Consider the following 15311-nt stretch of genomic DNA (forward strand, 5'->3'; position numbering starts at 1 on the left):
TGTGCATGAAAATAGGCATCCTCAATGAGGATGCCTATGGTTAAAAGTTATTCATCAATACTATTTGACAAAGAGCCCTTAATTTGCTGTAAATATACAATATTTGCCGTTTACCCAACCAGAAGATACTCTATACCAGGTCTGTCCGTCAACTATTTGTTGTGAAGTAACTTGCCATGTTGTACCGTCCGCCAAACGTGTACCAGTGAAGCGATTGTTAGCGGCCGGACTATTATACACATTGACACCGTAACCCGGAATATAGTTGATCTTAACTGATCCTTCAACGGTCTTAATGTAATTAGAACCTTTGACTTGAACATCATTAGCATTGACCCATTGGCCAGATGCTACACGATACCAGACTGACCCATCTGAATGCGTCGACTTCTTGTCGATCTTCCAATCAGTATTATTCAGCAAACTAACAGCTAGTGCCGTATGTTTGTCATTATAGACCTTGGCACTTGGAGTGGCAGTAACGTGAATAATATCTGGATATGAGACAATTTGATCATTTGTATAATCTTCATTAGTTTGTTGTGATTTGAGTTTGACATCGTCAGCTGAAATATATGAATTGGTTCCGACATAATAGAACTTGTTGCCATTACTATCCAGAACATACTTCGTCGTGATCCATTCTGATTGATAAGGCAAGACTCTACTAGTTGCGGAAGTCTTATCAGCTGAACTATAGACCTTGGCACCAGTTCCTTTAACAACTATCGCTGTATCAGAAATAGACACAGGTGGCTGTGCTGGTGTAGTCTCTTGTGACTTGAGCTGAACATCTTCAGCTTTGACGTACTCAGTCGAAGAAACCTTGTAATATGTTTGACCGTCATCAGTGACGACCTTGGCTGTAATTACCCATGGAGTTTGATAACCCAGGGCACGGTTGGCTGGCTTACTTGAGTCAGCGTTTAAGTAGAGCATTGCGCTCTTTTGATTAGTTACTGTAGCAACATCATTCATCTTGGTTACAGTACCTTTGACTTCTTGGCTCGTATTATCACCTGAATTATTATTTGATCCACTATCAGTAGACGGATTGCCATCATATTGAGTCAAATTATATTGTTCAATAACACCATTTAAAGTTTGGGCATAAATGGGACTCGTGGCGTACTTACCTTGCAGAGCAGCTGTCGCATCACGATATGATGAGGCATTTTCTTTCCACGCTCCACTATAGTAACTGGTATTCCATGATACACCATTACGTAGTTTATCTCCATTATCTGCGAATGATTCATAGTAAGTTGGATATTTTCTGAAGTTAGCATAAATCACGTAGTAACCCTGGGACTCGCTCCACTCTTGAGTTGGATAATTGATATAGGCACCATTATAGTCGCCTTTCATCCCAAATAAGTTATGAGCTTGAGTCGCTAAGTCAGATTGACCCCAGCCACTCTCAATAATAGATTGAGCAAGCATTACGGAAGCAAATAAATTGTACTTTGAAGCAGCCTTTTGTGCCATGGGTACAGCTTCATTCAAAAATGTTTGTTGCGCCGTAGCGCTGGTGGCATTGGTCGTTGCTTGTGTCAAAGCGGTGGCAGCACTTCGAGACATGACACTAGATGACTTCGAAGAATCGATTGCATCCGCAGTCGACTCATTGATCGGTGCACCAGCATTATCCATCACACTAGCGACAGTTGTGTCCTTTGCAGTAGATGATTGGTCTTGATCTTGATTATCATTATTATCGTCATTACTATTTATTGAAGCACGAACATGTGCCGTGTTAGAAGAAATACCTACCGCAGCTAGAACACTAGCCAAAGCGGTAGAAGCGACCCATTTTTTATTCATAATCATACTCCCCCTTGGTTCTACGTCTACAACCAAGAGTACTATGTATTATCATTCTCTTCAATTAAATCTTAAGAAATCTAACGTTTTTTAAGATTTAATTACAAAAAAAGCAAACTCCTAAGAGTCTACTTAATTACTTATCCATTTGAATGAAGTCAACATATTCAGCTTCGATCCATTCGCCATCTTGGGCAATACGATAGAAGGCCTTGCCGTCATCGCCAGTACCCTTAGCATCCGTATACCAAGTTGTCTCACCCTTAACGAACTTATCCTGAAGCATCTTGCGATCCATCTCATATGAGTCGAATAGGAACACAACATAGCGACTATTTTGATTTACTTTAACAATACCATTTACGTTTTCAAGCATTGAAAATACCACCTTTTAGATATTCTAGTCTAATTATACCCTACTTGAGTGAAAAAACAGACTTGCTTATATAAGTCTTAAGTTGTTAATTTTAATTAGTATAGCAATTTAAACCGTTATACTAACGAGTCGAATGACCTGATAAGCTCTTTTGGTACAAAATTATGAAACTTATCTCCTATTGAAGTTATGTCCATTCCTAGGTTAGCTTTCTTTGCAGAATAGCTATTATCATTGCTAAAAATAAGATGATAAGGATCATAAAAAATAACATACAAAACATGCCCTCAATTTTGTCATAATTATAAATTGTAAAAACTCTAAAGGACCCTTTATGAGTTAACGGTAAAAAATCATTTGAAACAATCGGTGTTTCTCGAAAGCTATTTTCATATGCATTCAAAACGGTTTTATCTAAGTAGTTTTCAAAAACTCCTAAGATTCTATTTCTATTTTTCGAATTAACTTTAATATACGTACTGCCCTTTGAGATGATTTCTGGATTATTAATTACATCTTCTAAACATTTTTTAGTTATAAAATCATTTTTATTTATATAATTAACAAATCTCAAATCACTTAGATCAATAGATTTTCCACAGTTACGCATAAAATAAACTTTTGCATCCAAACTTCTTACATTTAAATCAGAATTGTGATGATCATTATCAATAATCAATTTGGGTGCAGACTTAACGCCAATATCATTAGAAGCATCTATCCTAAATCTAAATTTTCGATTGTTGTTCGACATAAGATATATAATCCTTTTTTATTTGATTATAATCCATATCCGTAGGTAACTCATTTGGATTATAAACATTCTTATAAGCCTGATCTTTGTGAGATCTCTCAACTAATCCAAAATCATTTACATTGTCTACTTGAGAAATTATATCATCCATAAACAACTTTATTTCCTTATCCTGAACAGTTTTAGGAACAAAGGAATTATCAAAGTTTTCAATCGAGTCTGATTTGTTCCAACTATATACATCGTTATCAACCGGACCATACTTCCACGCCTCAAATTGTGCATCAAACAAATACTTGGGATATACTTCTTCTTCTTTGAATTCAGATGCAACATTATAATCGATATTGCCATACGTAGCAGCATAGAATGCCCATAAAAAATATAGTGTCTTTTGTAATTTTATCGGTGTGGGATTAGATAGTGCATTATATATATATGAAACTAGTTCCTTTTTATCATTAAAAAAGTATTCCTTAGTTTTAATCATCAACATGTCCTCCTACTCACTCCTTCATTATATTATCATCAATCAATTTTAATTAATATATATATGTTATCCATTCACTATATAGAACATACGTTCCTTATGCAACAGCTTAGACAATATACAAAAATTTAATTATAAATTTATCCCCACATAAATAATGACTACCACAAAGGATTGATAACGTCTTTGAACATAGAAAATTAAGTAATATACTTATGAAGGAGCATATTACTTATAGGGAGAACAATTATTATGCAATTTCAACAATTAGATCCATCCAAATCATATTACAGACGCTGGTCGACTGCCGACTATGTTGTTATCGGTCTGGCAGCAGTCGGATTCGTCTCAGTCTTCGGTATTCCAGTATCAGTCCTATTATTCGTCATCTATCGTATGAGTGAATCCAAAATCTATGTGTCTGAGATCGACAATCGAGGAACAAAATTCTGGGTTAGAAAAATCGACTGGAAGGCCTACTGTGAAACTCACGGTAAAAACATGTTCAATTCATACAAACCACAACGTGTTACTACTTCACAACAGGAATCTGAGGCAGCCACTAATGCACAGAATAGTAATCTTGATCAATTGACCAAGCTCAAAGAATTGCTAGACCAAGGTGTACTTACACAAGAAGAATTCGATCAGAAAAAGAAACAATTGTTAGATCTATAAAATTAAAAGGACTTCTCAAAAATAATATTGAGGAATCCTTTTTTGCCGTCTAATAAAGATTTTCATAAATTAATTTCTCATCCTAATCATAAAATTAAAACCTCTGTATAATTAAGTAACAACAACTATAGGGGAATCAAAAAATGAGACGAAAGAGAATTATTTATATAGATGTAATAAGAGTGGTAGCCATGATAGCGGTGGTTTTTGCCCATACATGTGCCAACGTTCTCATTAAAGGACCAACGGCCAACCTATGGGCTCCCGCAAATATCTTAGTCACGATTACCGAGGTGGCTGTTCCACTATTCTATATGATCAGTGGCGCAACTATTCTTAATAGTAATAAGACCAAAGACTTAAACTATTTATTTGAACACCGATTAGTAAGAATCCTAGTACCATTTTTGTCCTGGTCAATCATATCAGCATTCTTCTTTCAATTAATCAACCATGGTCTACACTTCAATATCGCAATTCACAATATTAGCATGCTCTATCACCAACCAGTACTGACAGCATTCTGGTTCATCTATCCATTGATAGGATTCTATCTAGTATCACCAGCCATCAAGGCATTCGTCGATAACGTTTCTAAATCTACTATTAACTATATTCTGATATTATGGTTCATCACCAATATCTTCCTACCAAATTTGGCAAAATCACTACCACAAGAATATGGACAATTCTTCGATGCCTATGGATTCGCTAGCTTGATATTCCTGTCCAAAATGATTGGTTACTTCATCTTGGGATATAAGCTATCAAATATAGAAAACAAGGATATCAATTTGGGACTCCATCTAGCTATCTTCAGTATCGGCATGTTAGTCGCAATTATTAATATGTATGTCATAAGCCGTTACTCTTTACAAAGCAAACCATTTGCAGGCTTTTTAACTCCTGTGCTATTACCAATTATGGCAAGTTCATTATTTCTTTGCTTAAAGAAATTTGAAGATAAATATCCTATGCGATTACAAAGCAATATTGAATCTATTGCTCCATTAACCTATGGTATTTATCTTTCTCATGGAATAATTATCGAACTCGTACAACACGTTATTGATCCAATGAATTATTTTGCTGTATTTCCTGTCGCACTAATAATTTGCTTGGCATTGATCTGGTCACTTAATAACATACCTATTGTTAATGAATATCTGATATAGTAAAAAATCTTACTAATTTACTCATTAGTAAGATTTTTATTTATTCTCCAAAGAAGTATTATCGCCAAACTTCTGGATAAACGACTTATTAAGATAATCCTTCCAATAAACCGCACTTTGTTCAGGAAATTCATCGTGAGCGTAGACAAATTTTCGATACGTTACATGTTTGTTCAACGTTCTTTTACTATTTAAAAAATCCGGTTCACTCACTCGAACTATATTAGCGCGATAGTTTATGACCATCTTGTACATATACGTACCTGCTGATAAAGATATAAACAGACTAGATATGACAATTAAGTATTTTTCCCAATTAAGATTCAAATATTCAACAGCCTTATTCGCAAAATTAATTCCCAACAAATAAAAGAAAACGTATGAATGGAAATACTCTCTTATATTTATTGGTGAAATAACAAACAAGAATGGAACCGTCAAAGCCACAAATGAGAAAAGATAAAAATAAACAAAATATTTATTCTTGTCATTTTTAAAAATTGCAAATGTGAATATACACATGAATATCAAAAACAAGACACTCACTATTGCATCTCCACGGGTCAATATCCACGTACGATTGACATAGACATATGCAAACATTATTTTGACATTTCTGGTATACCAATACAAATACCAATAGTAGACTGCGAATACAACTGATAATCCAACACTCAAATATCGAGCGGGACGACTCTTGAACTTATTCCAAGAAACTACAGCAATTGCTAAACAAATCATCAAGATCAGGAAAATATTAAAAGTGATGATCCAAAAATGCGTAATCGTAATATACCTGTGTACAGCACTCGCAATATCGATCCCTGACTTGCGATAGCTAGAATGCATTCGATAAGATTGATGTGAGAACATAATAATAATTGAAATGATTGATCCTAACAGATAGGTAATATATGGTAATTGGATGCGTTTATGGAATAAGTACTTAGCCGCAATAATTGCTAATACTCCAATAAATACTTGATATAGGTTGATGTGTTCAACAAACAAACCCCCAGTGACCGCAACAATAAATGTGATTAAACTAATCCACTTTGGACGACTGTAATCATCATCCAAGCCATCTTTATAAATTGCCAAATATGTTAGCAACAGTGCTGCTGCAGGAACGTAGTTGACAAAGCCAGCATTCCAGACCAGCATGTTGTTCAAATGTCCTGATGACATAGCAAAAATAAATAACATACTGAGAATCAAACTTATTTTTGATTTACCAGCCAATTTCCAAAAAGCCCAAACCAATAACGTCCAGAAGAAAGCAAACGTGACCATCGCTAATAATAAATGATGTAATGTCAGAACTTCAAACGTATTACCCAAAAAGCGACCATTACTGCTTCCATCATAAATTGGATTAGTACTAAAAAATCCGTGTTCCATTAAGTACTTCCCTTGCCACCCCATCCAAAAGTAATCATCCGCAGATGGTAAAACAAAGAATCTAAAAACAAACAAATATACATATAATCCGGCAAATGATAAAATCTGCCATTTATGCCCCAAAATTTTCCTCATATATTCTCCCCTGACTAGTTCAGTATATCGTAAATGATATTTGGAGACATTAGGAGAATGAATACATAACTATTATATTGCTATAACTACACTTTATTTATATTAGGATAAATAAAGATTCTTTTGATCGAAAAAATTATTAATTTTTTGACATTTTATTCTTTCAAAATAAAGTTCTTGATTAGTCATATAAAATGCAACATTATCAAATCCATTTAAAGAAGTTCCATCTCTACTAGAGATACTTTTAGATTTTGAATTCATTTTGACTGATGGATAGATAATTCCCAAATTTATTTTTTTGGATTGTAATAATGTTATCTTTAAGTAATTACTCATATAATAATTTTTTTCATTTGTATATAAATTATCAGATGATCTCCATCCTAATATCATATTAAAAAAAGTCACAAGGCCTTTACCAATAATCTTATCTCGCTCTGAATACACTTTGCTTTGAAATTGAGAGCCATAACTCAAAGTAGTTTGAATATCTTGTTTAACTCTATAAATGGACATATAGTGAACTACATCACTCTTACTAATGCCGATTTCACTTAAACAAGTATTTGGATTAAATGAAAGATAAAAACATGATTCTTCAATTTTATTCATTCTTCCAACTCTGGTTAAATAAGTAGGAGGTGCCCATTTAAATAACTCATTAGATACTACACGATAAAGAATTGTATTTTTTTTGATGATAGTTTCAAATGGAGAAAACGTTCCGGTTTTCATAGTTCCGTTATTTACAAATATTACGTTATCTATTAAATTTTCTATTTCTTGTTTAAAATCATTCATATTAATGTGGGAATTATTAATTAATTCCTCAACTTTTTGTCTTGTACTTTTAAGGTTTACTTCACTGACTTGTTCCATCATGATTTTGTATCTTTCCTCTTTTGGTAATCCCTTTTGAACTAAACCATTTATACATACTTCAGGTTCATCTGAAAAAATAATATCCATATCTTCTTCTCCGCTTGTGCTTTATTTAGAGAATAAAGAAATCCACTGCCATAAGCAGTGGATCAAATCATAGTTTCTATTTAAAATAAAAATAGACATCATCGTCACGAACATATTGATTAGTTGCTACCAAGTAATAAGAATGACCATTATATTGATATCCTTTAGTTGTTGTCCAGGTTGAATTTTGAGGTAATCCACGATTTGTAAAATCGGCGTTAAAGTTCCCATTAACATCATAGATACGTGCAATTGTGGATGTAATAACTACTACTCCACCTGTTCCTCCAACACTGAATGGTTGTCCAACACTTGCTTGAACAGTCTGTACATTAGTTACTGCCATTGAAACAACTGGTGCCATTCCAATACACATTACTGCTGCTCCTGCCAAAAATCTATTCATTTTCATACAATTATTCCTCCATAATTTAGTAAAAGATCACACATTTATCATTTCCAAATTTTTATCCAAAATTATAAATAAAAAGTGCACTAAATCCAATATATATTATGTCCTGGTAATTCTATAATTTCCATATTCAAGTTTGAAAAATATCAATATAATGTTACTACGTATTGCATTCCTCCCTGAAATCAATAAATGTGAATTCTTTCACTTACATTATATAATAATTATTATTTTATACAACAATAATTTTAAAAAGGCTATGATCACATTATCGTGACCATAGCCTTTTCGTTTACTTCTTAACTTGTTTAATAGAATAATCAAACTTCTTCAAGCTAATCTTACCTTTATACAACTTCTTGCTCTTAGCGTACTTAAATGTGCTCTTAAAGTCAGCTGATTTAACTTTATGAGTCTTCTTCATAGTCATACTACTCATATTATTCAAAATACCAACAGACTTATCAGAAATCCCATATTTACTCAATACCATATCATAAGCTGAATATCCTTGTTTATTAATATCTCTAATTGCTTCTTTGATCACACTATATAGTGAGTTAGTTGAAGCAACATTCTTGCTTAAGAAGTCCTTTGAGAATACAAGTACATTCCCATTATCTGTCTTATAAGATTGCTTATTTAAGATCTTAGCACCATTAGCTTTTGCATTACTAATTGAAGGATCACTTACAACTGCTGCAGCGACTTTTTTATCTTTCAAATCACTTACTCTAGTTGCTTCTGAATCAACTTGTTTGATCTTAACATCAGACAACTTCATCTTGTTCTTCTTTAATAGGTTCTTTAGATAATAACCACTAATATCTTTCTTATCAACAGCAATCGTTTTACCTTTTAAGCTTTTAATACTCTTGTATTTCTTATTGGCAACCAAGCCATTATATCCTGGCATTGTACTACCGATCTTCCAATTACTACCCTTAGTGAACGAAGCATAGTTTACTAAATCCGTTACAGCACCATTAATCTCATTATTAGCAATAGCCTGATTCAATTCAGCGTTTGTATCGTATAACTTCAATTCAACATCAATACCATTCTTAGTAAATAGCTTAGCTTGATCAGCAGCATACAATGGCAATGATGAAACAGACTTAGTTGAACCAATAACTATCTTAGTAGTTCCAGCTGTTTCAGCCTTAACTTCACTTACACCACTAAATGCAAGTGCACCGATTGAAACTACTAACATAGCAACAATCAGAAATATTTTTTTTAGATTACGTAACATAGAATTCTCCTCTCAAACTATATATATCTATCATATAGTTTTCAGAAGACTCTTTCCATCTATATCAAGTAAATTTAAAAAATGTATAAAAAAAAGGAGCTCCATAAGGAGTTCCTTTAATTATAGGTTAATAATTAAGCAAATGTAACGCCTTCGCCGCCCATGACCCATTCGTTTGTAGCAACTTTGTAGTAAACATTGCCATCAGCATCTTTAGCTGTAGCAGCTACTTGCCATGCTGAGTTTCCACTAACAGCGCGGCCTTTGATTGTGTCACCATTTGAATCAAATAGTGGGAATACATAGTTGTCACCTTTGTTGATTGTAACTACACCCTTTGTCTTAACGATATCTGTTAAGCCAGATTCTGTAGTAGCTGAGTCACCAAATGTAACTGAGTCAGCATCAATCCATTCGCCAGTAGCAACACGGTATTGTTTGTTACCATCTTGGTCTGTACGAACAGCGTTTGTCTTCCAAGCAGTGTTCTTAGCAAGAGCACGGTTCTTGATTGAAGCGTTGTCGTCATTCTTCAATGTATAGTAGTCAGCATCTGACTTAGTTGTAACAACACCTGAAGTCTTTTCTGTTGTCCATTCAGCTTCTGAATCTCCAACCTTAACGGCACGTACAAATGTAATTGTGTCTGCTCCGGCTGATGTTGTAAAGTCATAGCTTGATGAAGCTTCTTTACCATTAACAAGGATTGTGTACTTTGAAGGATCCTTGTTGTATTCAGTAATCATACTGTCAAGAGCTGATCCTGACTTAGCTTTGTATGTTACAGTTTGGTAATATGTTCCAGCAGTTTTAAATTCGCCATCTTTGATGTCAGTGTTTGAAACAACACCAGTTGTAGCATTACCATTCAATGCAGCAGCATATGTATAATAGAAAGTACCACCAAGAACGATTGAATCTGTAGCAATTGAATCGCCATTTTGGTCTGTCAATGTTACATTAGCACCATTAACTAATTGTGTAGCAGCTACTTTTGAGTTCTTAGCAACACTAAGTGGTGTAGTAAACTTAGCATTTAATGATGTTAATTCATCTTCATCAGACTTTGTTAAACTAAATGTCTTAGCTTTTGTCCATGCAGTCTTACCACTACCATCCAAAGCATCATATCTGTAATAAACATTTACAGATACTGGTAAGTAACTGTCAAGTTTCATTGCATTAGCAAGGTCAGTAGGACGGTTACCTAATGTACCATCATATGTGTTACCTTTAGCATCTGTAGCTGTTACATATACTTGAGCACCATTGTTCTCAAGTGCAGCTAATTTAGATGTATTATCAGTACTAATAATACCATTTGTAACGTTATCTTTTTGGAAGTCAGCAAGTGTCATGGCACCAGTTTCACCAAATGTTGCTGGTAAAGTAGTAACATCCTTGGCATTTTGGTCACCAAATTGATTTGTGAAGTCTGTAATAGCTGTGTTTACATCGCTTTGATCAGCGTTATTTGCATCAGCTTGTACTGTAGTTGTTGAAACAGTTGATAAAACAGGAGCAGCGATAGGTGCAACAGTTAGAAGTGTTGCAGCAGCGATTCCTGCGTATTTAATAGATTTTTTCAATGTTAATCCTCCCCTGGACTACAAGAATTTATTTTTTAATTTGTTCAGTGGGCTATCCCACTGACAATCATTATATGAAACTCCGGCGCTTGAATCAACCTTTAATTGAAAAAGGTGGGTTTTTGTAACAATTCTGTATTATAACTCACAGTTTTGTAACATTTCTGTTATTAACCTGACCTATAATTACAAGACTATTACTTGACCGTCCCTTTTTTATTAATTGTTTCCTCAAATGAGCCTACTCTTATAATAGTCGATTCAAGTGAATCACTCAAGGAATATCCATGAATTATTTAATTTTTTTCTAAATGATATATTTTCCATTGGTAGCATAATAAATATCCATGTCAATATCGTTATCATTGTAACAATCCAATATAGTAATTTACTTTCATAATTTGTAATAACTGTTACATGTTTATAATTATGATCAGCTTTCCATCTCAAACTTCCACGATCACTTCGATTGATTGGAATTCTTTTACCATTAACTTTAGCCGAAGTACCATGATAATATGCGACCGGCAGATCGATTATTGAACCACGTTTAACATGGTTCAGTTCATAGCTATTACCATCAGCTGTAATAATCGGTTTCAGTACTGACTTATTATTATTAATTATCAATGAATGCTGTGTTATATCCCCAAGCGTCGCTTGAACATTACTAGGAACATACTGTTCCAGATACGTATCTGGTATTAATCCAGCATCGATCATCTTATTAGTAATAACCAGATCATCCCTAGACAACAAAGTTCCACTAATAGACTTGTTAAATGAAATCGACCACAAACTACAGTTGATAATAATAAACATTCCTGCAACTGTGAGCCAAAGCTTCTTATTAAGCCCTTGAGATAGTAATTCAATTATCTTAGCTACTACAATACTAGCGAACAAAGTCGTGAACATTAATATTCTGAAGGGATACTGAATAACATGAATCGGTGTATGTTCTAACAACTGCCATGGAAACAGGTTCGATGTCATCAAGAAGCTAATAACTGAAATCCAGTAAACAATCCGATATTTCTTATCAAATTGCTTGTAGAACAATAATCCAATTACTAGGCTCAGTAATAATATCGTTCCAAGGTTATAGACATTGCCCTCAATGGCACGTTTACTAGTATTCTTCAAACTATACAGAACTAGTTTGGTTAAATTCTCTCCCTTGAGCAGTATTGGCGATGGAACGCCAAACTTTTGAAAAGTTTCTTCTATAATAAATGGCACCGTGAAGATGCTGGTTGCCAGCACGGTCGTGATGACTGCTTTGACCAGTGAGATAACTCTTTGGCGGACCTGGTCGATATGTCTGAAGTTAAAAATAACCAGTAGAACAAATAGTATTACTAGCATAAACGTCGTTAGTATATGTGAGAAGATAACCATTGAGATCCCAACTACTAGTGTCTTCCACTTACTGGAATCACGAAACATTACTTCATAGAACCCTAACAAGCATAATGGTAGAAAGATTGTAGCGATGTATTCCGCAATCGACGATCTAGCAATCATTTCAATTAAGCGATAAGTACTGAAGTTATATACTACTGCAAAGATCACCGCTTGTTTGGTGGAGCCTGAGAAGGACTTCATAGCATAATGACTGATACAGAATGATAGTAGGAAGAAGAATGCTAAGCCGACGTAATAGATTGTAATGGGATTGGTTATAAAAAACGAGATTATAGCGAACGGTATTAGCGTTATCCACGGATAGAAGATATTGATCCCATAACCGATCAGTCCGAAGTTATTGATTGAAATTGTCGGTATTGTGTGAGCATCCCTAATGGAATAGACAATGTTTTGCATACGTTGGAATTGATAGTAGATATCATCCCCATTCCAAACGAAGTCTCTTTTGATTGTTAACAGCATAAAAAGTGTCAGCCCTGCATATAAAAGGCCGAACAAAAATATTGTAGTCCCCCGACTACTTGTAAGTTTTTTCAAGATTTTTCCCCTAAACGTATTTACTAATTTAATTTTAAATTACTTATAAATTAATTAATACACTTAAAAGTAAAAAAGTCCGTAACGTTTGGGTTACGAGCTTCTATGTTGTTTTATACGTTTTCCAAAACGAGTTGCAGAAGGGCAAACCTCTGCGCTTAGCTACAGATAAGAAAGGATGCCAAGACCGCATCAATTCTTATCTTAGGCTAATGCTCAAGGTCTGACCGCCCTTCTTCCACTCTCTACTTCCTAAATAGCCAAATCTTCTGAAAACAAATGTGTTTCAGTGCGCTCCACATATTTGGCAGCAACCACTTTTGAATATAATTGAATGCCTTCTTTTTCAAATAACTGACTAGCCACGATCTTGTCCATGGCTTTTTTGACTGTGGGTGTATCGAGATCAGCACTCACATAATTCAACACTAGATTACGCTTTTGTCCCTTGGCTGTTTTGAATGTTAGTTGTAGTTTCTTCATATATTAAGTCCTCTTTTCTTATTTTGAATTATTCTGAGACAATATCTGTGTGTTTTACGATCTCTGCATTGGAGAATGTATCCCCATCGGATAACATAGTCAGTGCTTCGGAGAATAGATTGATCTGTTCTTTTGATGGTTCTTGAATGACATTACCGAATGGCTTAGTCTTCTTACCACCTACATATTTGGCGTTCGCCATGGTTACATTAATAGAAGTTCTTTTCCAGCTCATTTGAATTACCTCGTTTTTTTAGTTTGGTAAGGAACTTATCGGCCGTTTAAGTTGCTTACATAAATAATAACGAGCGAGAGTGGTCAAAACGGAAATGGTTTTTTGAATTTTTTTAATTAATTGTGATTTAGGATAGTTGCTGTTAGAATATGACTGTAATAAAAAAGACGGTAAGCACCTACAATGTGCTATACCGCCAAGCCCCACAAAGTGGTGGCAAAGGTAATCATCTAAAAAGACAGACCACGGCCTCTGACAGTCTTAGTGGTCTATTTTTTAGCGTCTTTTTTAGTTTCTTATATGTCTCTACAAGGTGTATGAATGCGATCATCAATCTATCGGATTGTGTAACGATCACCCTTAGTACACTGAGTAGGACACCCAACGCTAGCAAATAATACAACTGCTACTCCTTTCATTAGAGTTTAAACTATGATTTCCATAGCATATACCTCGCTTTACTTGAAAGTAGCCACCACTTCGACAAGCTGTACATACATTATGTAGGAATCTAACGTTGATATAAAGATATAGGTAAATATACAATTATTTAAATACCATTCTAAGTTTTATTCTTATAGAATTCACACCATGTTTTTGAAAAAATTGGTAACATGGTATAATTCAGTCAGCATCTTTAGGAGGAATTATATGAAAAAAGCACTAGCATTACTCGCAACAACTTTTGTTGGTATCTTGCTTGTTGGTTGTAGCAACGGTTCATCGTCTGCATCTTCATCGAGTTCTAACAATAATAATGATTACAAAACTGAGATGTCTAAAGGTAACAAGGCTGTTAATAAAAAAGATTATGAAACGGCTGCCGACCACTTCGAATCAGCTAATGAAGCTAAGAATACTAAGAAATCTAAGGCATCTAAGATTCAGGCTGACAAGTTATCTGACGCTATTGAGGATATGAAGAATCGTGAATTCTCTGACGCCAAGAAGGCTTTGACTACAGCCAAGAACCAAACTGATGGTAATGACAAGATGACTAGTCATTCTAAGAAGTTGTTATCACAAGTTAAGACTATTATCAGAAGACGTAGTGATTACAATACTAATATCAAGACTGCTAAGGAATTGATAAAGGCTAACAACAACGACCAAGCCCGTGCATTACTTGAACAAGTAACTAAGGCTGATGGTATCAAGGGTAAGTATTACTCAGATATCTATAAGAAGGCTAAGAAGTTATTGGACGGTCTTCCAGCTAGTTCAGTTACTGCTGAGAATAATACTACTGACAGTAATAGTTCGAATAATTCAACTACTTCTTCAAATGATTCTAGTTCAAGCAGTTCATCAGATGACAGCAGTAATCCTGCTGCCAAGGGTGACTTCGATGTTGAATCCAAAGAAGTTGACGGTAAGACGATTACTGATTCTGATATTTCTAAGGCTAGACAAGATCTAACTGACCAAGGTGTTAAGAATGTTGCCGCATGGAGTGACAACGATATCGTTCGTGCAATCAAGAATGCCGCCGCTGACGGTAGATCAACAATTAAAGCTTCAGACGCACAAGTTAAATAGTTAGAAAAGTTAAGGAGCAAGCCGA

15 protein-coding genes are annotated in these 15311 nt (G+C 34.6%); 3 read left to right on the forward strand and 12 right to left on the reverse strand.

The window, feature by feature from the left end; all coding sequences use genetic code 11:
• Nucleotides 1–78: 78 nt before the first annotated feature.
• From EKM68_RS08875 to EKM68_RS08890, 4 genes are all read right to left on the reverse strand, one after another.
• A complete protein-coding gene (locus EKM68_RS08875) occupies nt 79–1824 on the reverse strand; it encodes a glycoside hydrolase family 73 protein (protein ID WP_125589888.1) in 1746 nt (581 codons plus the stop codon).
• 136 nt (nt 1825–1960) lie between these two features.
• A complete protein-coding gene (locus EKM68_RS08880; RefSeq protein WP_125589890.1) occupies nt 1961–2200 on the reverse strand; it encodes a hypothetical protein in 240 nt (79 codons plus the stop codon).
• A 199-nt stretch (nt 2201–2399) separates the two neighbouring features.
• Nucleotides 2400–2954: a hypothetical protein gene (locus EKM68_RS08885; protein WP_125589892.1), complete on the reverse strand. Its 555-nt coding sequence runs from the start codon at nt 2952–2954 to the stop codon at nt 2400–2402.
• Nucleotides 2929–3444, reverse strand: a complete 516-nt coding sequence (locus tag EKM68_RS08890; RefSeq protein ID WP_125589894.1) for a type II toxin-antitoxin system antitoxin SocA domain-containing protein — start codon at nt 3442–3444, stop codon at nt 2929–2931. The genes EKM68_RS08885 and EKM68_RS08890 overlap by 26 nt, the downstream gene beginning before the upstream one ends.
• Nucleotides 3445–3696: 252 nt before the next feature.
• Between EKM68_RS08890 and EKM68_RS08895 the strand changes: the two genes are divergently transcribed.
• Both EKM68_RS08895 and EKM68_RS08900 read left to right on the forward strand, forming a co-directional pair.
• Nucleotides 3697–4122, forward strand: coding sequence for an SHOCT domain-containing protein (locus tag EKM68_RS08895; RefSeq protein ID WP_125589896.1), 426 nt, complete (start codon nt 3697–3699; stop codon nt 4120–4122).
• 143 nt (nt 4123–4265) lie between these two features.
• A complete protein-coding gene (locus tag EKM68_RS08900; RefSeq protein WP_125589898.1) occupies nt 4266–5297 on the forward strand; it encodes an acyltransferase in 1032 nt (343 codons plus the stop codon).
• A gap of 36 nt (nt 5298–5333) precedes the next feature.
• Here the strand turns inward: EKM68_RS08900 and EKM68_RS08905 are convergent, their stop codons facing one another.
• From EKM68_RS08905 to EKM68_RS08940, 8 genes are all read right to left on the reverse strand, one after another.
• Nucleotides 5334–6833 (reverse strand): DUF6056 family protein, encoded by a 1500-nt coding sequence (locus tag EKM68_RS08905; RefSeq protein WP_125589900.1) that lies wholly within the window; start codon nt 6831–6833, stop codon nt 5334–5336.
• Nucleotides 6834–6935: 102 nt separating this feature from the next.
• Nucleotides 6936–7805 (reverse strand): hypothetical protein, encoded by an 870-nt coding sequence (locus EKM68_RS08910; RefSeq protein ID WP_125589902.1) that lies wholly within the window; start codon nt 7803–7805, stop codon nt 6936–6938.
• Between the two features lie 76 nt (nt 7806–7881).
• Nucleotides 7882–8217: an SLAP domain-containing protein gene (locus EKM68_RS08915; RefSeq protein WP_125589904.1), complete on the reverse strand. Its 336-nt coding sequence runs from the start codon at nt 8215–8217 to the stop codon at nt 7882–7884.
• Between the two features lie 292 nt (nt 8218–8509).
• Complete coding sequence (locus tag EKM68_RS08920) at nt 8510–9472, reverse strand: ABC transporter substrate-binding protein (protein WP_125589906.1); 963 nt, start codon at nt 9470–9472, stop codon at nt 8510–8512.
• Nucleotides 9473–9606: 134 nt separating this feature from the next.
• On the reverse strand, nt 9607–11061 hold the full coding sequence (locus tag EKM68_RS08925) for a hypothetical protein (RefSeq protein WP_125589908.1): 1455 nt from the start codon (nt 11059–11061) through the stop codon (nt 9607–9609).
• Between the two features lie 270 nt (nt 11062–11331).
• A complete protein-coding gene (locus EKM68_RS08930) occupies nt 11332–13029 on the reverse strand; it encodes a YfhO family protein (protein ID WP_164509406.1) in 1698 nt (565 codons plus the stop codon).
• 252 nt (nt 13030–13281) lie between these two features.
• The gene (locus EKM68_RS08935; RefSeq protein ID WP_125589912.1) at nt 13282–13512 is read right to left on the reverse strand and encodes a DUF2922 domain-containing protein; all 231 of its coding nucleotides are present in this window, start codon (nt 13510–13512) and stop codon (nt 13282–13284) included.
• 28 nt (nt 13513–13540) lie between these two features.
• A complete protein-coding gene (locus EKM68_RS08940; RefSeq protein WP_125589914.1) occupies nt 13541–13747 on the reverse strand; it encodes a hypothetical protein in 207 nt (68 codons plus the stop codon).
• A gap of 651 nt (nt 13748–14398) precedes the next feature.
• Between EKM68_RS08940 and EKM68_RS08945 the strand changes: the two genes are divergently transcribed.
• Nucleotides 14399–15286: an outer membrane protein assembly factor BamD gene (locus tag EKM68_RS08945; protein ID WP_125589916.1), complete on the forward strand. Its 888-nt coding sequence runs from the start codon at nt 14399–14401 to the stop codon at nt 15284–15286.
• Nucleotides 15287–15311 lie beyond the last annotated feature (25 nt).

It is taken from the genome of Companilactobacillus jidongensis (assembly GCF_003946575.1).
GTDB classification, from domain to species: domain Bacteria; phylum Bacillota; class Bacilli; order Lactobacillales; family Lactobacillaceae; genus Companilactobacillus; species Companilactobacillus jidongensis.